This is a genomic window from Marinobacter mobilis (assembly GCF_900106945.1).
GTDB lineage: Bacteria > Pseudomonadota > Gammaproteobacteria > Pseudomonadales > Oleiphilaceae > Marinobacter > Marinobacter mobilis.
This window is the reverse complement of the sequence record NZ_FNNE01000013.1, coordinates 46,936-66,278: the sequence shown is the minus strand read 5'-3', so window position 1 is coordinate 66,278 and position 19,343 is coordinate 46,936. Positions and strand designations below refer to the sequence as shown.

The following is a 19,343-nucleotide window of genomic DNA, read 5'->3' as shown; positions in this document are numbered from 1 at the left end:
GGGTTAACTCCTGATTGCCCAGAATTGCATTTCCAAACCCGGGAAATCCCCGGCCACGTGGAAGGCGAATCCGCTGGCGTTGTCCAGCATCTGCCAAGCCTGGCTCTGTTCGTCCAGGCGGAAGTAAATAAAGCCGGCGTGGTAAGGCAACTGCCGCGGCGCCACCGGTAAAGGTGCCAGGGGTACGCCGGGCAATTGCAGACTGATGAGGTCGCGAATCTTCTCGACCGACGCCACCTTGCACTGCTGCACAAACTGCTTGCGCAAGTCGTCCAGCGGTATGTCCGCCTTCACCGCCAGAATGAACTCGGCGTTGGCGATCAGCTGGCGATCCTGGATGGGCGCCACAGTCAGGCCGTACTGCCGCTGCTGGAGCTGGATCGACAGAGCACGGGGCTCCAACACCGTACTGAGGGCCTGCCTCAATACCTGCATCAACGGGGTAAACGTCGGCTCCGGAAGGTCATGATCGTAAGCGGCATACTCCTGCGGCAGCCGGCTCTCGTCGGTGAAAGTCACCAGTTCACCACACAGCTCCAGCAGTGCCTCGAACAGCCGCTCCGGGTGGAGCTGGCGCAACCGGGCCAGATGCATGAGGCGGGGGTGAGCCCGATTGAGCAGCTGCAGCAACATGAAGTCGGCAACATCGGCCACGCCCCCCTGCCCCGGCGCACCAACCCGGTCGGCAATGTTGCGGGCCCGCTCCCGCATCAGCCCCGCCATCTCGCCCACGAAACGCTGCAGCCGCGGCGCCGCGCGGACACTGAGCATGGTGGGCAGGAAGTTGGTGTCCATCACCAGACTGCCGTCGGGGCGTTTTTCCAGGATGCGGCCAATCGCCAGGGCGGCGTAGGCACTCATGTCCTCTCGCGCCAGCATCAGTCGCGGTGCCACCTTCGCCACGTCAATGGTGTGACTGTCACCATCCATGGAGTGGAGGTCACGAATCTCGGCGCCATGGGCCCGAAAGCGCCCGCTCACGGCCGACTCCGGCCAGGCCACTTCGGTCAGGTTGTCGCTGCCCAGTGGCAGCGCCAGGTACACCACCTGATTGGCCACCGAGTCATCAGTGATTTCCAGCGGCGTTGGCATCACATCATCTTGAGGCAGGCTGAAACGGGTACCGTCGGGGAACAGGCCATTGGCCCGCACCAGGCCGATGCGACCAAAGCTCAGGTACTCGGCGTTAAGCTCCAGACTGCTGAAGCCGTAGAGATAGTCGGAGAGCGCCAGACCCCGTTCATGGATCTGGTGCTCCAGGTAGCGTTGCTGCTGCTGGAAGTGCTGGGGTTTGATAAACAGCCCGTCACTCCAGATTACCCGGTTATTCATGGTCATCAGGACTCATCCGAACGTGTCAGTTGCACTTCCCGCTCACGCAGGTTGACCAGCAGGTGGTAGCGGCCGCCCATGGGGTCGACCCTCACCACCTTCTTCCACTGGGACAAGTTGGGGTAAGCGTAGAAGGCAATAACCCCGATAAAACGGGTTTCATCGCTGATCTCAAACGGTTCGACAAATTTGAACTGGCCCGGCACCAGGGTGTAGTCGGCATGATCGATGTAGTTGCGGCCCAGGGAGTCTTCCAGCTCCGTCAGCAACTGGTCGAAATCAGCTGCCATAATTCGCGAACTGTCCCTAAGTTCGACAATTTGAAAGGCAATAGGCGTAGGCGCCAGAGACTCGTTGGGGTTCACGTCCGGTTCCGCCAGCATCGTCAGGTCAACCCGGCTGGGCAGATCCTCGGGATACCCCACCGGGATGTCGGGGTCCCACAGCACCTTGGCGGTCTTGGTCACGGCGTTGTAGGGCGTGCTGCACCCGGCCAGGGCCAGCACGGCGACGAGCAAACTCCATTTGCAGTACTTCACGACAGATTCTCCCTTTGCAGTTGTCGCAGGTGTTGGTCGTAAGCCTGGTCAAACACCTCCTGAAACAGGCGTTCAAACCCTTGCTGACGACTGGAGCTAAGCTCCCGGTAGTAGTGCTGATACATCTGCCAGGCCCACTCCGCCTCATTCTCGTCCGCCTGTAACCCCCGGCGATAGCCGTGAAACCGGCGCAGCAACGCAGCGGGTGAGAACGCATGAAGGATGGCCTCAAGGGCCTCAGCAATGGCGGCCTGTGTCGCCTGTTGATGTTGCCGCAGACCTTCCAGACTCTCCGCCACCGCAGCCGGGGCCGACAGGTGAACCGGACTGCGCTCGCCGGCAAACAGCGTCTGTATGGTGCCGCTGTAGTCCAGCGGCAGGCGGAGCGGGTTGTCCTCAATTGGCTGCAGTCGCGTACGCAAAGCACGGTGACGGCGGTCTTCCTGCTGGTGCAGGGACAACAGCCCGTTGATGGTGGCTTTCAGGGTGGCTCCGGCCTCTTCCAGAAACAGCCTCATCTCGTCGCTGTCGGCAAAACTCAGCTCGGCGGCCATGCCTTTCAGCAACGGCGCACCGCTGATGTGCTGGCGACTGGCATCAGCCAGGCTATCCGTCGTGGTGGGCTCATTGCCCGGTGTTGGCTCTGACATCCTGTCATTCCTGTTCAATTGTTGCGGGGTTACCGGCAGGCCCAGCGCGACATCACGGTTATCCCGGTACTCATCCGTCACCGGGCTGGCATCGGCAAACCAGCTGGCCTGGTGGGCGAGCATGGTGCCGCCCTCCGGCGACCCTGCTGACGCGGGCTCATCCCCACGCGTCAGGCCGGCCAGGGGGTCATCGCTGACCGTTTGGGCCGGGGCCGACGGCAGGCCCGACAGGGGCTCGCGTCCTGCCCCTCCAAACTCGCCACCAGACTCGTTGGCAGACAATGGCCGGCGCAGCGCACCTTCCGGGCCATCCACCAGCGATTCACCCATACCGGCGGAGGCATCCAGTGCCGGCATCTCGATGGCAGGTCCGGTGACCAGCTCGGCCTTGAGCTGGTAGCGGCCAATACTGATCACATCACCGCTGGTCAGCCGTGCCCGCCGACCGCGACCAACCGGCTGGCTGGCGCTGTTAATGTAGGTACGGCCGCTGCGATCAATCAGGCAATACCCGCCATCGATAAAGCGAATCTCGGCATGACCGGCCATCGCTCCGGTGCGGTGCCCCGACAGCTGCCAGCTGTCACTGGGTGCGGTGCCGATCGAGCCACCCCGGGGTGTGAACAGGTAGTCACTGCCGACCCCACTGGCCACCGCCGCCGAATTAGCGATGATGAGCCGTAAGTTGGTTGCTGCTGTCTCTGCCATGGTTGCCTGTCCCTGCCTGGTATGGCCGTTATCGTCGAATCTGGATCCGCACTGCGGGCGTTTCCCGCGCTTTGTCCGGTTCCACAAAGGAGTTCCAGCCCAGACGCATCTCCTGCCCGAGTTTCATCGGTCGCACGTCCTGGTTACGCATGACCAGTTCCAGGTCATAGGCCAGCTGGTCGCGGGTGCAGAATTCCACCAGCTTCACCAGACGCTGGTGATCGCGGCCGTTGGGCAGAAAATCGGCAAAGCGTTCCTTGCTGAGATCCTGCAACCGCAGCACAAATTTGCCACTGCGATCCCGCACCGACCTCCCCGCCAGGGTATCCACACCCAGGCTGGCGTTGCTGCGGCCGAGCGCGGTCTGCTGGTCACGGGGAATAGCAACCTTGCGCAGCACCCACTGCTCGATGTCCACCCGTTCCAGGTCGAAACAATGGGCCACGATGCCACTCACCACATCGGGAGACCGGCTGCGCCCGGCCATCAACCCGGCGTAGGCCAGCATCTTCGACCAGGGCACCGGGGTTTCACCGCGCAAATGACGGTCACCCAGTCCCACCAACGCAAAAATGTGGTCGGAAAAGCCATCACTGGCGCCCGGCTGGTAGCGGACGTAGTAGCGATACTTGCGCCAACTGCGATGGAACAGGGTCAGCAGGCGGTGATTGAAGAAGTCCAGGAAATGGCGACGGATGCCGGTCTGCTGGCCCGCCTCCCAGGCCAGATCTTCCAGGTAGTAACCCGGCAATGGCGACTGCGATCCATGCAGACCAAGGAAGCTCACTTCCATCTGGTAGGGCGCGTGTTCGTGCTCCGGCGATAACGCCGACACCACATCACTGCCAGGAAAACCCAGCCCGGCGGAGGCGGAGAAGCGGATACGCTCCTGACTGGGACGCTGGTCCACGCCGCGCTCCAGATCATCGCCATGGTGCCGGTGGATCAGGTCCACCAGCTGGAAAAAGCTGTAACGCCGAGCATTGCCCAGAACGGGCTGCAGTTCGGCTACATCAGCGGCTGCTGCCCTTGCTGTAACGTCCATGTGTACCGTTCCTGGTTATCGGTATTCACCACGTCCAGGTGGTGAAACGCATTGATGCTGGCATACAGGGAAAAGAACCGGCTCAGCACGGTGCCAAACAGGTACAGGTCGCCTTCACTGGCGAACGCCTGCTGGTCCAGCTCCAGCACCGACTGGATCCCTCTCACCGGCAATCCACGGACCATCCTGTCCACCGGTTTGGTCTCGATGCCACGAATACCCGCCAGCCGTTTTTGTGAGATCCGCTCGGCCTGGCGATCGGCCAGCGCCCGGAAGTCATAGACCCGCAGTACCGTGCGTAAAGCGTCTTCATCCAGCAGTGACAGGTAATTCAGGGACAGGTTGGAGATCAACGTCCACAACAGGCTGCCATCCAGCGATGGCCGTAATGACCTCGAGGGCCGGGTCACGTTGCTGAAGGTGGCAAACGCCGGTGTGCTTTCCGACGCCATGCAAATCTCGCCCACTGCCAGCTGCTCCGGTAACTGGCGGTTGCTGCAGGTCAGGGTCAGCGACACGGCTTCCTGACGGCTGAGGCATTCCGACTCATCGCCGCGAACAAACGCAATGTAATGATCGAAACCATCCCCGCGGACGCTCTCACGAACCCGGCTCCGGTAATACAACGCGGTACGCCCATGTTCCCGTTCCACCTCGTGCTGGAAACTTTCAAAGGCCGTATAGAGGCGTCGTTCCCCTCGCCCGGAGCGGCCCTCCAGCCAGCCTTCCACCTGATCGACACTGAACACTTCGTAGTGCTCCGGCGAACGGCTGGACGGTGAAATCCGGTACTCGGTCTGGCGGCCATTGAGATCCACCGGATCGGCTTCGTGGCTGAACAGGTTAATGGCCGGGGTGCAATAGAGCTGGAAGCTGTCGTTATGGATCTTGGCTTCCGGCGGCAACAGCCGGCTAAAGCGAAAACGCAGGCTGATCTCATCCACCTGCGCCGTTGGCAGTCGCCCCTTCAGGCCGGCCACGTCGACAAAGCGAAACGCGTCCGGAAAACTCAGGTACTCCTGGAGAATCCGATAACCCGGATAGGCATTCTTGGGGTATGGCAACAGCGCTTCGTCTTCGGCAAACCCCACCGCGGTGAGTCCGCTGACCGGCAGGTTAATCACCTGGTCGCCCACCACCAACTCCATGCCCTGCAGGTAATGGTTGAGCCACAGATACAGCGTCTCAGCCACATGACTGTCGCCCCCCAGAAAGAACCGCAACCGTTCCAGCCCCAGCTGGGACAGCGGCTGGTCGGTGTGCAATGCCAGCGCCAGAGTCACCACCGACATTTCACGGGTGTGCTCGGCACGGGCCTCGGCCAGCGTCAGCGGAAACACCTCGACATCACGGCAGGTACGAAACCGGCACTGCACCTGGCGCTGGTGATCCCCCACCGGACGGCTACGAACCTCAGTGTGGCGCGCGACACCCTGGCGTTCGCTGATGGCATGGAGCTGCGGATCAAACCGCATGATGGTGCAACTCGGCACCGGCCGCAGGTAGTTGGGCCACAGCATGTTCAGCAGCGAGTGGGTGATTTCCGGGAACTCGTCCTCGACCTTCTCCCGCAGCTTGCCGGTCAGGAAGGCAAAACCCTCCAGCAACCGTTCCACATCCGGATCCGTACTCTGCTCCGACAGGAACCGGCTCAACTGTGGGTGGGCCTCGGCAAACTCCCGTCCCTGAAGCCGGAGGAAGCTCAGTTCATCCCGATAGAATCTGTTTAACTTCACGACGTTACACCACGCGATAATAGCGTTTGTCGTCCAACAGCAGGTCAATGGTGGTCTTATCGTCAGCGGAGCCCACGCGCAGGTACACCGTCACCTGGAACCGCAGCTGCAGTGGATCCGGCCCTTGCGGCAAAGCAACCACATCGACCCGGTTTACCCGGGGCTCGAAGCGTTCAATGCACTGGCGGATCGCGCTGCGGATCTGGATATTCAGGTCGTGGGTACCCAGGGTAGCGTCGTTGAAATCCAGCAAGCCCAAGTCCGGTGCACTGGCGCTGTTGCCCGGATGGGCATTCAGCAGCCGCACCAGGTGGCGCTTGATGGATTCGACCACATGGGCCACTTCCCCCATGCCCTGCCCGGCAGGATCGGCGGCCCGTTCGAGACGTTCGAACAGGCTGCCGCCCATGACCTGAACACCTTCCCCGGCGTCCCTGGCCATGGTTTACTCCTTGTCGAGACGACCGACCAATGACAGCTCGAAGTTGGCTCCCATGTACTTGAAGTGCGGACGTACCGCCAGCGACACCTGGTACCAGCCCGGATCGCCTTCCACGTCAGAGACGATGACCTTGGCGGCCCGCAGTGGGCGACGGCTTCGAACATCCGCAGGCGGGTTTTCCTGGTCGGCCACATACTGGCGGATCCAGGTGTTCAGTTCCCGCTCAAGATCCTGACGCTCCTTCCAGGAGCCAATCTGCTCGCGCTGGAGCACCTTGATGTAGTGGGCCAGGCGGTTCACGATCATCATGTAGGGCAACTGGGTGCCCAACTTGTAGTTGGTTTCCGCTTCTTTGCCTTCCTTGGTGTTCGGGAACTGCTTGGGCTTCTGCACCGAGTTGGCGGAGAAGAAAGCGGCGTTATCACTCCCCTTACGCATGGTCAGGGCAATAAAGCCCTCGTCCGCCATTTCATACTCACGGCGGTCGGTGATCAGCACTTCGGTGGGAATCTTGGCTTCGAGCTGGCCAAAGGACTCGAACAGGTGCACCGGCAGGTCTTCTACTGCACCACCGCTCTGCGGTCCGATGATGTTGGGGCACCAGCGATACTTGGCGAAGCTTTCAGTCAGGCGGGTCGCCAGCAGGTAGGCGGTGTTGCCCCACAGGTAGTGCTCGTGGTCAGCGCTGACATCTTCCTTGTAATTGAAGCTACGCACCGGGTTCTCGGAAGGATCGTAGGGCGTACGCAGCAGGAAGCGCGGCGCGGTCAGGCCCAGGTAACGGGCGTCTTCCGACTCCCGCAGGGAGCGCCACTTGGCATACCGGGGGCCTTCGAACACCGCCTTCAGCTCCTTGATGGCCGGCAGTTCCTGATAGCTGTCGACCCCGAAAAAGGACGGTGCCACAGACGACAGGAACGGGGCATGGGCCATGGCGCCAACCGACGACACAAACTGCAGCAACTTCATGTCCGGGGATGAGGGGCTGAAAGCGTAGTTGCCCACCACGGCACCCACCGGCTCGCCACCAAACTGGCCGTACTCGGTGGAGTATACGTGCTTGTAAAAACCGGTCTGGGTGACGTCGGGCGCGAATTCGAAGTCTTCCAGCAACTCTTCCTTGGTGGCGTGCAGGATGTCCACCTTGATGTTCTCACGGAAGTCGGTGCGGTCAACCATCAGTTTCAGGCCGCGCCAGGATGACTCCAGTTCCTGCAGCTTGGGCGCGTGCAGCACCTCATCCATCTGGGCGCTGATCTTGCGGTCAAGCTCAACCACCATCTGGTCCACCAGCGCCTTGTTGACCGGCTGGCCTTTTTCGTCGCTCTTCAGCAGGTTGGCGATGAACGTGGCAACACCCCGGCGGGCGACGTCATAGCCTTCATCGGCTGGAGCCATACGGCTGTTGGCCATCACCTGGTCGAGCAGAGATCCTTCGGTTACGGATTCGGAGGCAGCGGATTGCTGCACAGCAGTATCAGACATACCACATCCCTTTAGTACGTTGTGTCAGATAAAACAGAGAGTTGCCGCCTTCCTGGCGGCAGGCAGCCGCGAGCGCTCAGTCGGCGTCAGCGGTGGCCAGATCCAGCTCGCCCAGCAGCTGTTCGCGGGCGGCTTCATTATCCAGCAGTTCCTGAAGCTTGCTGCGAAAGGCCGGAACATTACCCAGCGGCCCTTTCAGGGCCACCAGCGCTTCGCGCAGCTCAATCAGCTTGCGCAGCTCAGGTACCTGGCGGGCGATGCTGTCGGGAGAAAAATCTTCCAGGCTCTGGAATTCGAGATTGACGGGGAGTTCTTCAGCGTCGTCTTCCAGCTTGTTGGCAACAGACGTCGTCAGGGTCAGCCCCGCCTCTTTCATCACCGACTGGAAGCTATTCTTGTCGACGGCAACGGCTTTGCGGTCTTCGATGGGCGTTTCTTCGGGCTGTCCCTTGAAGTCACCAACGACAAACATCTTCAGCGGCAGTTCCATTTCTGCCTGCTGATCACCGGTGGCGGGGACATACTTGATATTGATGCGCTCTTTAGGCGCGACGGAACCGTCCTTGGGCATGGCCTTTGCTCCCTTGATCCTTTAGGGGTTGATTCAATCCTTGCGGCGTACCGTCCTGGTACGCGACAGGCCGAGACTCTACACAGGAACCCTGTGAGGCTCAAGCAACCAGCTGCCAGTTTTATGAACTCCGGCGCATTCTGGGGCAAAAAATTGCCCCAGTCATGCAACCGACACAAGCTTCCTACAAGGCATCGCCGGCTGAGTTCAAAGCAATCTCATATCAGCGTTTCTTCGATACCCAGGCCCAGACCATCTCGAATTCGATCGGTTCCTTGGCTTCACCGTCGTGAATAGTGACCGCCACTGTGGTGTCGCCTTTATCTTCAGTGCGCATGCGCAGCTTCTGTTCCTCGGTGAGGCGGGCCTCAACCCTCATGTCGCCTTTGGCGCGCTTGGTGTACTCGGCCTTGACGGTCTTGATCACCGGAACCTTGTCATCGGGGACGTTCAACCCGACCAGGATACCGGTGGCGGATTCCGCCAGTAGCATGGAGGCCACGGCATGCACACCACCAATGTGATTCTGTACCCGGCGTTTGTTGGCAAGGCTGATCACGCAATGACTGTCGTCCAGGGATTCGATACGAATGCCGGCCGTGCCGGTGAAAGGAATGGCTTTGCCGAAGAACAACGACAACGCACGAGACCGGGCAAAGTCCGGCAATTGGTTAATTTTGCTGACGATTCCTGCAAGACGATTGGTCGCGGCCACGGGATGTACTCTCCATATTTTTGACTGGCTAGCTTATAATCTGGCGCAGGACAATAACCCATTCGTCCATGGAAAGAAACGAAAGGGCAATGACGCCCCCGACAAGGCCGGTCTAAACTGCCAGTTACGCTGCAAAGCGGCCCAAGAGACATCTAATAATCAAAGGGATAAGAATATGAGTGACCTGAAAGCCAAATTCGACGAAGCCGTAAACTATATCCAGACCGCCGAGGGCGACTTCAAACCGTCCAACGAGCTGAAACTGGAGTTTTACGCCCTGTACAAGCAGGCGACAGAAGGCGATGTGAATGGTAAGCGTCCGGGCATGATGGATTTTGTTGGCCGCGCCAAGTACGACGCCTGGGAGCAGGTCAAAGGTCTGTCTTCCGACGAAGCCATGCAGCGTTACATCAACAACCTGGAAACGCTGAAAGGCTGATTCCTACCCTCCCGATAGCGGAACGCCGGCACTGCATCCGCTATCGGGATTCGTGATCTGAGTTTTGCGACATTCAAACGTTTGTCATATCATGCCGGCAACATAACAAGAACAATGTATCCGGAAGACTCTCCATGCACCCGATTGAAGCGTTGGAACATGCGCAGCCAGGCCTGTTTCAGCGAGTAACCCTGGCAATTCATAAACACCAGCTTAATCAGCGAACCGAGCAGACCTATCTGCACTGGATCACGCGTTTTATGCTGTTTCATGACCAGAAAAATGTTGAAACGCTGGAATGCGATGACCGTCAGAAGTTTCTCCATTACCTGAGCGAGCGTATTCAGCTGTCCCGGGCACGGCTGAACCAGGCCCGTCAGGCACTGACCTTTTTCTACGAAGACGTTCTGGAAAAGCCCAAAGCCGCCGCGACCGCGGCTGCCTGAGCAACGCGTTGGCGCTCAGCGTTCAGAGACGCTGGCGCCAAAGCTCCCGTAATTACGGTTGGTGGGAGGCTGGATGGCGTAGGTGTTGCCATGCACCTGACCGGGGATATTGCGGGGATTACTGAACCGGATATCGGCAGGAATTTCCGAACGACCCAGATCGGTACGGTTGTCGCTGGGCTGCAGGGCCAGGGGGTCGAGGTAAAAATCTTCATCCCCACCAGCCACCGGAACACCCGCCGCCGGAGCCGATAACCCACCCTCAATCACTGTGTCAGACAATGATTCCTCAGCCATCGACGCCAGTCCGATGGTGTGAACGGTGGAACGTTCCTGATACCCGAACGCGGGTTCACCCTCAGCCGATTCTTGTGCTGCGGTTACCATCGGCCCAGCCAGGAAGGCCAGCACCACCCCGAACCCCACTGTTTTGTATATGCAGTCCATACCCATCACTCCAGAAGCCCCAACGATCCCGATGGCGTGCGCGCCCGATGTCAGCCACAAACACGACCCGTCGACTCGACGCGACGGTTTTTGGACAGTCTATCGGCAAACCCGGCAGAGTGTTCACTTTATCGCCAGTTTTGTGACGATATTCACTGGGTATTCTGGGCCAACCTGCTGGTTTCAGGGCTGTATGGATGCTGACTGAATGGACCCTCAGTCACCAGCTGAGAGTCGCGTCCAGGTGCACCCGGCTATCGTCCTGAAATCGACCAAAGGTGCCGGTACGATTTCCGCTGAAGATATCGACCCCGCCCGACACCTCCCAGCGGGAGGTTAACCGGTAGCCCGCCGAGAGCTGGGTCAGCGCCTCCCGTTCCTGCACATCGTAAATGGCCAGCAATTCCAGGGTCAGGGTGTCATTCATCTGCTCATTGCGAATCAGCAGCGTCCATTGTTCCCGGTGCCGGTCCAGTCCGGCTTCGGCCTGATGGCGCCAGGTCTGAAACAGCTGGCTGCTGATCAGCAGGTCACCGGACACACTGTAATCCAGCCCCAACACATAGCTGGTTTCACGGGTGCTTTGCCAGCCCTGGTAATCCGCCAGCGCGTAGCGTTTGCGACTTTCGCTGCCCACTTCTCCCCGGAGGGTGATACTGCCAAAAGCCCGGGCTATGGTGGCCCCGAACAGGTGCGAGCGGTTGTAATGAAACGCGGTTGTGCGGGTCTCGGGGTCAATCTGAACCAGAGGGTCATCAACGTTGTGGAACAGGTAGTTGACGGTGATGTCCCAGCCATCCACGAAGGCGCTGGCGCGCACCCCGGCATCGCTCTGATGCCCTGAGCGGGGACGCTCAACCTGAAGCTGACCCTGCCCCTGGAAGGGGTCGTCGAACAGGGCGAAGGTAGCGCCGGGCAACATGGACTCTGTCACGGTACCGTCCGGCACCCAAACCAGCTGCAGGGTCCAGTCCGCCACCGGCGCCTCCACCAGCGCCGACCACAGCGGAATGCGGCGATCTTCCATATCCGGCAGGATAAACTCCCGGTAGGTCAGCGGGTTGATGACATCCAGCACCCGCAGACCATCGGCCTGGCCCCAGACAATCTGCTGGCGCCCGACCCTCACAAAGGCCTGCCCCAGGTAGTGATCCAGATACAGCTCCCGCAACTCCAGGTCCGTCAGGTCGTTGGGAAAGTAAGCGCGGGAATCCCGCGCCCGGAACGGTTGTGACGGCTGCCCCGGGTCCAACCTGTCTTCAATATCCACCCGAACCAGACCCTCAGCGGTCAGTTTGGCGCCGGAGTCGAAGCGCTGCACCCATTGCGGCTGCCAGGTGGCACTGTTCTCCTGCCAGTCGCCACTCGGGTAGCTGTAGGCCGACGCCAGCGTCAGCGTGGAAGACCACTCTGCCGCCGTCGCCGGATTTAGCCAGATCACCGCCACCCCGGCCAGACCTGGCCATCTTGCGATACGCATGTTCAGTAACCCCGCGTCAGGGCGTGAGTTTCAAAGAGCCTGGATGGCACCTCGGCGTGGTAGTCAGTATCGACGAACTGCATGCGGGTAATGTGGCCGGTCTTGTGGTTTTCGGCCTGGATATCCAGCACCGACCAGATGCCGTCAACCTGCTCAATGCGGGTGGCATGAACCGTCTTGAGATCATTACCGGCTTCATCCCAGAACTCCCACAACCGCGGCATCCAGATGGCGGAGTCAATCCGCAACAGAATCCGGCTGTAGCCCAGCTCAGCGGCGATGTCCGGCGTTCGCGGCACGGCTTCCACAACCCAGGTGTGATGGCCGTCTACCAGCTCTTCCCCACGAAGGGAGAAGTCGTAGTCCCGCGCTTCAATCTTGCTTTCCTTCTTGATCTCCTCGTAAGTGAAGTCAGTGCCCAGGAAGTAATCCCCGCGGTCCGACGCGGAGATCCGCCGCACCTTGCGCAGGGCGGGTAAATACAGCCACTGGTCGTCGTCCCGGTCCGCCTCCGGATAATCCCAGGTCAGGAACCCGGTGCCACCGACACTGGCGGGTTCGGTATAGAAGATCACCGTTTTCTTGGTCTCACCTTCATAGCGACGGAACGAGCGGGTTTGTTCCACCCGCTCGTTACCATGACGGTCCGTCAGGGTGAGCACCATGTCACGTCGCACCGTCTCGCCATCCTCACGGGCGTTCATCCGTTCGATGATCGTCATCACTTCCGGCCTTTCCCCAGCGGCATTCGCCAGTTGGATCGAACCGGCAATGGCGACCAGCAAGGCTACCCAGGCTGCGGTTTTCAGGAGGCTGCCGGACTGACCAAACAGGAAGGCCGGACGGAGAACGACCGCCAGGGCCGGTAACAACACCAGGCTGGCGACGAAGGCGATCGACACCGACAACGCCACCAGCAGGCCGAAGTTCACCAGCGGCGGCACCTGGCTGGTCATCAGCACGCCAAACCCCAGCGCCACCGCCAGCAGGTTGTACCACAGCGCCCTGCCGGTGGAGGCGAAGACCACGGTGATGCGCTCAGCCACCGTTGCCCCACCCTGAGCTGACAGTTCCTGCCTCAGCCGATCCAGGGTATGGATGGCGAAATCGACCCCCAGTCCAATGGCAATGGCGGCAAACATCGACGTACCCACACCAAGCCAGATGCCCTTCACAGCCATCACTGCGTAGATCACCAGAATCGCCAGCCCTACCGGCAACGCGGCCATGAAGCCAGCGGTCAATGAGCGGAACAGCAGTGCAGCCATGGCCAGCACCGCGAGGAACGAGATCAGCACACTGCTGAGGTGACTGGCGGCAATCCCGCCAATCCAGTGGTAATCAACATTAACCCGACCACTGAGATTGGCTTTTACCGCCCCGTCGAAATGGCTCTGCAGGTACTGCTCCACCACCGGCACCAGATCACGGGAAATCAGATAGGAGCCCGCCTGCAGGCTGGCACGCACCAACGCGGTCTGACGCGGGGAATCAATCCGGTTTTCGAAATCCGTGGGATCGGCCGACGCGCTGTACAGCAGGAACAGCTGGGCAATCAGGTTACCGTCGTCCGGAATCCGGAAATAGCGTTCGTCATCTTCATTGACCGCCTTGTTCATCTGCTTGATGTAATCAACGATCGACGTGGAGCCCGCAACGCCCGGCTGGGACTCAAGAAACCGTTGCAGCGCCTCAATCTGGCGTAACACGGCGGGATCATAAAGCCCTTCCGGAGTATCGGTCTCAATCACCACGTCCAGGTAATGGCTGCCGTCCATGCGCTGGTTGATTATCTGATCCGCCTGATAGATCGGCTCGTGGTGCTGGAAATTTTCAATCCGCTCCTCATTGACGACCACCCGGGTCGTGCCGACGACCGCCACCAGCATCACCAGTGCCCCAACCAACAGGGTGACCCGGGGCCGACGCAGGCTGGCAAGCGACAGCAGGCGCACGAGCAAAGAAGAGGACTGGCGGGCCGCCGGCGTCTGCAAGCGCCGGCTGGGGCGAAAGCGCAATACCGCCAGCAGCGCGGGAATGACCAGCAGGCTCAGCATCCACGCCACCACCACGGCCAGCGCTCCAAACACCCCGAAGTACTGCAATGGTGGCATGTCATTACTGGGATATAACGCCAGGAAACCTGCGGCGGTGGTCAGGGTGGTCAGGGTAACTGGCCGCCACATCCGCACCATGGTCTGGACTATACGGGCCCGGTGATCGGCAACCGGATTGTCGGAAGCCGGGGGTTCAGACAGGTAGTACTCGGAAAAAATGTGTACCGAATCCGCCACCGCAATACCGATCATGCAGACGATCAGGCCGTTGGTGATGACGTAGAATTCGACCCCCAGCCAGGCCATCACACCCAGGGTGGTTGCCACCGTGCCGGCCACCACCAGATTGGGAATCAGCGCCGCCCGTGGGGTCAGGAACGCCACCACCAGAATGATGGTGATGATCAGCCCTGCCAGCGGATTGAGCCGACGTGCGTCCTGATCGATATAGGACGACAAATACCCGGCAACCGCCCCCTCCCCTGCCACATGGAGCTGAACACCCGCGACAGCCGGTGCCTCTTGCACCAGTGCCATCACCCGCTGATAGGTAGCTTCAGCGTCGTGCTCATCGAGCAGCTCCGCGACGATCAGAGTCGTGGAACTGTCACGGGCAACCAGGCTGCCCTGGTACAGCGGAAAGTGAGCGATGCCCTCACGAATCCAATCCACATGAGCATCGCTCAGGGTGCCATCCAGGAACTTTTCCACCGCCATACCGGCCGCATCGCCCTCGATGTTGGATTCCGTGGCCAGACTGGTAATGCCGTCCGGATCGATATTGGCAACCGTCTTCAACCCTGTCGACAACCAACGTACCAGGGTCAGGGTTTCACTGTGGTAGACCCCGTCCTGGCGATCATCCACCACCGCAATCACGATCGGGTCCTTAAGATTAAAGCGCTCTTCCACGGCAATTCGATAGATCAGTGCGGGATTATCAGCACTGATGTAGGCATCGGCCTGCGTGTTCTTCTGCATACGACCCAGCTGGCTGCCCGCAGCTGCCACCAGCACAAGCGACAAGAGCAGGATCGGCCAGCGCCAGCGGACCACCTGAGTAAAAAACCGTGAGGCAAAGTCGTTGCCTGAATTCATAATTCACCTCCATAAGTGTATTTACACTTTATTAAGTATCAATTACGCCGCTATCGCTGGACAGAACCGCAGGGGTTTCCGATAATCGTGCATATACACTTTAATAGACCAGGGCCACACGTCATGACCGACGCCGCGACAACCTCCCCCGCCCCCATGGACATTGCCAGGCAATGTGCCGCCCTGCACTCGCGAGTGTTCTCCCGCCTGATTACCCGTCATTACAACAGCAGGCTGGCTGACCTTGGCCTGCGCATCACCCAGTTCACCGTGCTCAACGCCATCAAGGTGAGCCCGCCCGAGTCCATTCACCAGCTGGCAGAAACCCTGGGCATGGAGCGCACGTCGCTGCAGCGCACGGTGGAAATGCTGATCAACAAAGGGCTGGTGCAATCCGAGCCCAGCGGCCACAAGCGCTCCCTCGGGCTGACCCTCACCCCGCAGGGGGAAGAGCTCTACCAGCAGGCGGTGCAACGCTGGCAGCAGGCCCACGAAGAGTTCACCCGCCTGGTGGGGCAGGACAACTGGGATGCGGTAGCCGGGCAGCTGCACCAGCTCAGCAAGCAGGTCAAGACGACGCTGTAGCATACTCACCCTCCTCTCGCGGCCACGAAGAACTGTCCACGCAGTTTCCGGCAAACGCGGCCAGCCGCGCGATCACAGCGCTGTCCCGAAGAATGCGGTTATGGCCCAGTCCGCTGGTGTAAATGTGTTCCGACACCGGCAATGACGTCACCAGCTGCTCGGCACAGGTGAAGGGCACCTCCCGATCCTTGCGGTCATGAATCACCAGCGTCGGCACCTGGATCTGCCTGGCCCGCGCCGTTATGTCGAGCGCGGTCAATGGCAGGCCGACGGTCTCCTCCATCTGACGCAGGAAACGGCGCTCCGCCCTGGGGGATAATTTCATGAAGCGTGAAAAGCCTCGCAACAGGCCCTCAAACGTCGCGGGCCCGGACACCAGCGCCAGACGCTGGACACAGCTGTCATTAGAAACCACATAGGCCAGGGTGCCCGCTCCCATGGAGTGACCCACGGCGAGATCAATGGGGGCGTCGATATAATCGAGCGCAGCTTCAATGGCCTCGATAAAGCGGCCCGGATGGGATGCGCCCTGCGCGGAGGGGCCGTGGCCCGGAGGGTGAACCGCATAAAGGGTATAGTCAGCGGCCGGCAGCGCCTTCACCAGGGGCTCGAACAACCCCACACCCGATGACCAGCCATGGACCAGCAACACCCGCTGCGGCCCCCCCTGGCGAACCGACAGGTAACTACCACCGCCCAGATTCACCAACTCTTCGCCAAGGCTGACGCTGCGTTTACGCAACGCCTCCGGTACCCGCGGGGTGGTCATCAGACGGGTCGCCGTGCCCGCCGCCCGGGTCGGCAACAGCCGACTGTATGTTGCAAATGCCAATTGGAACGCCTGCAATCCGATCGCCATCATCGCCTCCAAGTGTATATACACTTTAGTGTCGGATAAAAATGCCGGAACGCCTCTCCAGATTGAGCAGAGAACAGCCCGGCATACCCTTGATACCATTAAAGTGTATATGCACTTTTAGTTTTCAACAAGCCCTGTTTCCGACTCTGATACACTGATCGCCATTTCCCATTCTCCTTTGGCCTGGACAGTCATGCGCGCAAAACTCATCACCCGTGACGGCTTTGAAGCCCTGAAAAAAGAGCTCGATTACCTGTGGCGGGAGCATCGCCCGGAAATCACCAAAAAGGTGCAGTGGGCGGCGAGCCTCGGCGACCGCAGTGAAAACGCCGACTATCAGTACAACAAGAAGCTGCTTCGCCAGATTGACCGACGGGTGCGCTATCTGCGCCGCACCCTGGCCGAACTGACGGTGGTGGACCATGCTCCGGAACAGGATGGTCGGGTGTTTTTCGGGGCCTGGGTGGACATTGAAAACGAAGACGGTGAGGCCAAGCGGTTCCGCATTGTCGGCTACGATGAGATCTTTGACCGCAAGGACTACATCTCCATCGATACCCCCATGGCACGGGCACTGCTGAAGAAACAGGTGGATGACGAAGTGGAAGTGCAGACGCCGAACGGCCCCGCCTACTGGGCCATTACCAACATCGAATACCCCAAGGACACCGGGGCCAATGACGACCATAAAAAAACCCCGTAAAACGGGGCAAGGCTAGCGCTATGCTGGAGGGCACCATGGCATCGACACAGGTCGATACCCGGTTATAGCCATTATCTCCCGCTGCGGTTACTGGCAAGTGGCCGGGTCATTAACGTTTGGACAGGGAGCTTCGGGCGCTGGCAGGAATTAGGTTGTGCACTCTAGATTTTACGACTAACGTCGAACACCCTAAGACTATTAACCGTTTGAATACACTGTCACAGGTACCTGACATGAACACCAAGAAACTCATCGATACTGCCCTCAACGGACTCGACAACCTGGGGTTCCAGCTCGACCAGCTGGGTATTACCGGTAAGGTCAACCGTCACAACCTGGCGGCTTTTGTGATGAACGAGCAGAAGCACCTGGAAGGTGAATGGGATAGCATTCAGGCCCGCATCGACCGTCGCCGGTCACAGGTCGAGGCTCTGGTGAGCAGCGTTGAAACCCGTGCTGATGCGATTCTGAGCCCAGTGCTGGCCCGTATCGAGCAACTGCGCGGCGCGGTTCGCGGCTGATCAGATCTGGGAACGGGGCGCCACCGAGCTGGCGTCACCGTCTCCCGCCGCTTCGGCCTCTGGCCGGGCCGGAGCCGATTTCAGGCGCCGGCTACCCTCCTGAAAGGCAGGCAACACCACTCTGACGGTCAACCCCGGATTGTCAGCACCTGGATTGCGATCACTCAGTTCGATACGGCCCTGGTGAATTTCTGCCACTGCGCTAACCAGACTCAGCCCCAGACCATTGCCTGGCAATGACCGGCTCTTGCCGACCCGATAGAAGCGCTGGAACACATTGTCTTTCTCATCGTCCGGAATGCCGATCCCGCTGTCACTGACCTCAAAGACCGTACCGGCCTCCTCGCGGTAGACAGCCACCCGGATATCGCCACTTTGCGGGGTGTACTTGATGGCGTTGTCGATCAGATTGCTGACCATCTGGAACAACAGGTCACGGTCGCCCTCAATCATCGCCTCATCGTCCAGTGACTGCTCGAAGAACTGGTGTTTGTCCTCCGCCACGGCCTCGTACAGCTCACAGGCATCGCTGACAAGCAGGGCCAGGGATACCGGCTTCATATCGGCAGCGTTACCGCGGGTCTCCAGACGGGCAATACGCAGCAGGGCATTGAACGTTGCCAGCAGCTGGTCTGCCTCAGCCACCGCCCGGCCCGCCTGGTCACGGGCCTCGTCATTATCCACCGACATCAGGGTGGTCTCGAGCTGGTTGCGCAGCCGGGTCAGGGGCGTCCGCAGGTCGTGGGCGATGCTGTCGGAAACATGGCGAATACCTTCCATCAGATAGACGATCCGATCCAGCATCTGGTTGAGGTTCTCCGCCAGCTGGTCGAAATCATCCCCGGTACCACGGGTGGGAATCCGCTGTGACAGGTGACCGTTCATGATCTTGCGGGAGGTGTTGTTGATCACTTCGATGCGACGGGTGGTACTGCGACTGATCATGAAACCACCCAGCAGCGCCAGCCCCAGGGTGATGCCCATGCCCCAGTTAATGGCAATTTCAATCACCCGTTTGAGGGCCGTGAGATCATCAATGTCGCGCCCCACCAGCAGCCGCAAGCCGCCTTGCACCTCGAAAATCCGGGCACGGGCCAGCCGCGGCTGACCAACCCAGCCAACCCGCTCATCCAGGGTGAAATTGATCCAGCCACTCTGCGACTGACTGCCCTCCGGCCATACCGTGAGGTTACCCGCCAGCTTCATGTAGTCTTCGGTGGTCACGAGGTACAGGGATTTGGCGTTCGGCTCCCGCGCAACCCGTTCGCGGATAATGGTGATCAGGCCATTGATACCCCGCCCACGGTATTGTTCCGCAAGTCCGGCGATTTCCGCTTCAATGGTTTCGTCGGTCTGGGCGGCCATAAAGCCGGCGGTACGCCAGTAAATGAATGCCAGCAACAGAAACACCGAGGTGGCAAACACCACCATATAGAGCAGCGCAAGCTGAAACGTCGATGTTCTGAGCTGGCTAAGCAGTTTCAC

General features: G+C 60.0%; 19 protein-coding genes. 5 read left to right on the top strand and 14 right to left on the bottom strand.

The window, feature by feature from the left end; genetic code table 11:
* Positions 1 to 3: 3 nt before the first annotated feature.
* The 9 genes from tssK to BLV11_RS17310 all read right to left on the bottom strand — a co-directional run bounded on the left by tssK (position 4) and on the right by BLV11_RS17310 (position 9,223).
* A complete protein-coding gene (gene tssK / locus BLV11_RS17350) occupies positions 4 to 1,338 on the bottom strand; it encodes a type VI secretion system baseplate subunit TssK (RefSeq protein ID WP_091817457.1) in 1,335 nt (444 codons plus the stop codon).
* Positions 1,338 to 1,871: a type VI secretion system lipoprotein TssJ gene (gene tssJ / locus BLV11_RS17345; protein WP_091817454.1), complete on the bottom strand. Its 534-nt coding sequence runs from the start codon at positions 1,869 to 1,871 to the stop codon at positions 1,338 to 1,340. The genes tssK and tssJ overlap by 1 nt, the downstream gene beginning before the upstream one ends.
* Entirely contained in the window at positions 1,868 to 3,229 is a 1,362-nt protein-coding gene (tagH, locus tag BLV11_RS17340) for a type VI secretion system-associated FHA domain protein TagH (RefSeq protein WP_091817451.1), read from the bottom strand. The genes tssJ and tagH overlap by 4 nt, the downstream gene beginning before the upstream one ends.
* A gap of 28 nt (positions 3,230 to 3,257) precedes the next feature.
* Complete coding sequence (gene tssG, locus BLV11_RS17335) at positions 3,258 to 4,274, bottom strand: type VI secretion system baseplate subunit TssG (RefSeq protein WP_091817447.1); 1,017 nt, start codon at positions 4,272 to 4,274, stop codon at positions 3,258 to 3,260.
* Complete coding sequence (gene tssF, locus BLV11_RS17330) at positions 4,238 to 6,010, bottom strand: type VI secretion system baseplate subunit TssF (protein ID WP_091817443.1); 1,773 nt, start codon at positions 6,008 to 6,010, stop codon at positions 4,238 to 4,240. Before tssF ends, tssG begins: the two co-directional genes overlap by 37 nt.
* Before the next feature lie 4 nt (positions 6,011 to 6,014).
* Complete coding sequence (gene tssE / locus BLV11_RS17325; RefSeq protein ID WP_091817439.1) at positions 6,015 to 6,452, bottom strand: type VI secretion system baseplate subunit TssE; 438 nt, start codon at positions 6,450 to 6,452, stop codon at positions 6,015 to 6,017.
* A 3-nt stretch (positions 6,453 to 6,455) separates the two neighbouring features.
* Positions 6,456 to 7,937, bottom strand: coding sequence for a type VI secretion system contractile sheath large subunit (gene tssC, locus BLV11_RS17320; RefSeq protein WP_091817436.1), 1,482 nt, complete (start codon positions 7,935 to 7,937; stop codon positions 6,456 to 6,458).
* Between the two features lie 76 nt (positions 7,938 to 8,013).
* Positions 8,014 to 8,508, bottom strand: coding sequence for a type VI secretion system contractile sheath small subunit (gene tssB, locus BLV11_RS17315; protein WP_091817432.1), 495 nt, complete (start codon positions 8,506 to 8,508; stop codon positions 8,014 to 8,016).
* A gap of 223 nt (positions 8,509 to 8,731) precedes the next feature.
* Positions 8,732 to 9,223, bottom strand: coding sequence for a DUF4442 domain-containing protein (locus BLV11_RS17310; RefSeq protein WP_091817428.1), 492 nt, complete (start codon positions 9,221 to 9,223; stop codon positions 8,732 to 8,734).
* A gap of 175 nt (positions 9,224 to 9,398) precedes the next feature.
* On the opposite strand from BLV11_RS17310, the gene BLV11_RS17305 reads away from it, so the two are divergent.
* The gene (locus BLV11_RS17305) at positions 9,399 to 9,662 is read left to right on the top strand and encodes an acyl-CoA-binding protein (protein WP_091817425.1); all 264 of its coding nucleotides are present in this window, start codon (positions 9,399 to 9,401) and stop codon (positions 9,660 to 9,662) included.
* 134 nt (positions 9,663 to 9,796) lie between these two features.
* Positions 9,797 to 10,108 carry a site-specific integrase gene (locus BLV11_RS17300; protein ID WP_091817422.1) on the top strand — a complete coding sequence of 104 codons (312 nt, stop codon included), beginning with the start codon at positions 9,797 to 9,799 and terminating at the stop codon, positions 10,106 to 10,108.
* A gap of 15 nt (positions 10,109 to 10,123) precedes the next feature.
* Here BLV11_RS17300 and BLV11_RS17295 read toward each other — a convergent pair whose 3' ends face one another.
* The 3 genes from BLV11_RS17295 to BLV11_RS17285 all read right to left on the bottom strand — a co-directional run bounded on the left by BLV11_RS17295 (position 10,124) and on the right by BLV11_RS17285 (position 15,190).
* A complete protein-coding gene (locus BLV11_RS17295) occupies positions 10,124 to 10,555 on the bottom strand; it encodes a hypothetical protein (RefSeq protein WP_245726064.1) in 432 nt (143 codons plus the stop codon).
* 220 nt (positions 10,556 to 10,775) lie between these two features.
* On the bottom strand, positions 10,776 to 12,035 hold the full coding sequence (locus BLV11_RS17290) for a DUF1302 family protein (protein WP_245726063.1): 1,260 nt from the start codon (positions 12,033 to 12,035) through the stop codon (positions 10,776 to 10,778).
* A gap of 2 nt (positions 12,036 to 12,037) precedes the next feature.
* The gene (locus BLV11_RS17285; RefSeq protein ID WP_091817419.1) at positions 12,038 to 15,190 is read right to left on the bottom strand and encodes an outer membrane lipoprotein-sorting protein; all 3,153 of its coding nucleotides are present in this window, start codon (positions 15,188 to 15,190) and stop codon (positions 12,038 to 12,040) included.
* 123 nt (positions 15,191 to 15,313) lie between these two features.
* Between BLV11_RS17285 and BLV11_RS17280 the strand changes: the two genes are divergently transcribed.
* Entirely contained in the window at positions 15,314 to 15,775 is a 462-nt protein-coding gene (locus BLV11_RS17280) for a MarR family winged helix-turn-helix transcriptional regulator (protein ID WP_091817416.1), read from the top strand.
* Here BLV11_RS17280 and BLV11_RS17275 read toward each other — a convergent pair.
* Entirely contained in the window at positions 15,759 to 16,607 is an 849-nt protein-coding gene (locus BLV11_RS17275; protein ID WP_245726062.1) for an alpha/beta fold hydrolase, read from the bottom strand. The genes BLV11_RS17280 and BLV11_RS17275 overlap by 17 nt on opposite strands.
* A gap of 220 nt (positions 16,608 to 16,827) precedes the next feature.
* Here BLV11_RS17275 and greB point away from each other — a divergent pair, with 220 nt between their 5' ends.
* Positions 16,828 to 17,337: a transcription elongation factor GreB gene (gene greB, locus BLV11_RS17270; RefSeq protein WP_091817413.1), complete on the top strand. Its 510-nt coding sequence runs from the start codon at positions 16,828 to 16,830 to the stop codon at positions 17,335 to 17,337.
* 233 nt (positions 17,338 to 17,570) lie between these two features.
* Positions 17,571 to 17,858, top strand: a complete 288-nt coding sequence (locus BLV11_RS17265) for a hypothetical protein (RefSeq protein ID WP_091817410.1) — start codon at positions 17,571 to 17,573, stop codon at positions 17,856 to 17,858.
* Here the strand turns inward: BLV11_RS17265 and BLV11_RS17260 are convergent, their stop codons facing one another.
* Positions 17,859 to 19,343: a HAMP domain-containing sensor histidine kinase gene (locus BLV11_RS17260; RefSeq protein ID WP_091817407.1), complete on the bottom strand. Its 1,485-nt coding sequence runs from the start codon at positions 19,341 to 19,343 to the stop codon at positions 17,859 to 17,861.

Bases quoted from the DNA above. Each gene is read 5' to 3' on its own strand.
- BLV11_RS17305 (WP_091817425.1), top strand. From the start codon at position 9,399: ATGAGTGACCTGAAAGCCAAATTCGACGAAGCCGTAAACTATATCCAG.
- tssC (WP_091817436.1), bottom strand. From the start codon at position 7,937: ATGTCTGATACTGCTGTGCAGCAATCCGCTGCCTCCGAATCCGTAACC.
- greB (WP_091817413.1), top strand. From the start codon at position 16,828: ATGCGCGCAAAACTCATCACCCGTGACGGCTTTGAAGCCCTGAAAAAA.
- tagH (WP_091817451.1), bottom strand. From the start codon at position 3,229: ATGGCAGAGACAGCAGCAACCAACTTACGGCTCATCATCGCTAATTCG.
- BLV11_RS17280 (WP_091817416.1), top strand. From the start codon at position 15,314: ATGACCGACGCCGCGACAACCTCCCCCGCCCCCATGGACATTGCCAGG.
- tssE (WP_091817439.1), bottom strand. From the start codon at position 6,452: ATGGCCAGGGACGCCGGGGAAGGTGTTCAGGTCATGGGCGGCAGCCTG.
- tssB (WP_091817432.1), bottom strand. From the start codon at position 8,508: ATGCCCAAGGACGGTTCCGTCGCGCCTAAAGAGCGCATCAATATCAAG.
- tssG (WP_091817447.1), bottom strand. From the start codon at position 4,274: ATGGACGTTACAGCAAGGGCAGCAGCCGCTGATGTAGCCGAACTGCAG.
- BLV11_RS17290 (WP_245726063.1), bottom strand. From the start codon at position 12,035: ATGCGTATCGCAAGATGGCCAGGTCTGGCCGGGGTGGCGGTGATCTGG.
- BLV11_RS17285 (WP_091817419.1), bottom strand. From the start codon at position 15,190: ATGAATTCAGGCAACGACTTTGCCTCACGGTTTTTTACTCAGGTGGTC.
- BLV11_RS17300 (WP_091817422.1), top strand. From the start codon at position 9,797: ATGCACCCGATTGAAGCGTTGGAACATGCGCAGCCAGGCCTGTTTCAG.
- BLV11_RS17295 (WP_245726064.1), bottom strand. From the start codon at position 10,555: ATGGACTGCATATACAAAACAGTGGGGTTCGGGGTGGTGCTGGCCTTC.
- tssK (WP_091817457.1), bottom strand. From the start codon at position 1,338: ATGACCATGAATAACCGGGTAATCTGGAGTGACGGGCTGTTTATCAAA.
- BLV11_RS17265 (WP_091817410.1), top strand. From the start codon at position 17,571: ATGAACACCAAGAAACTCATCGATACTGCCCTCAACGGACTCGACAAC.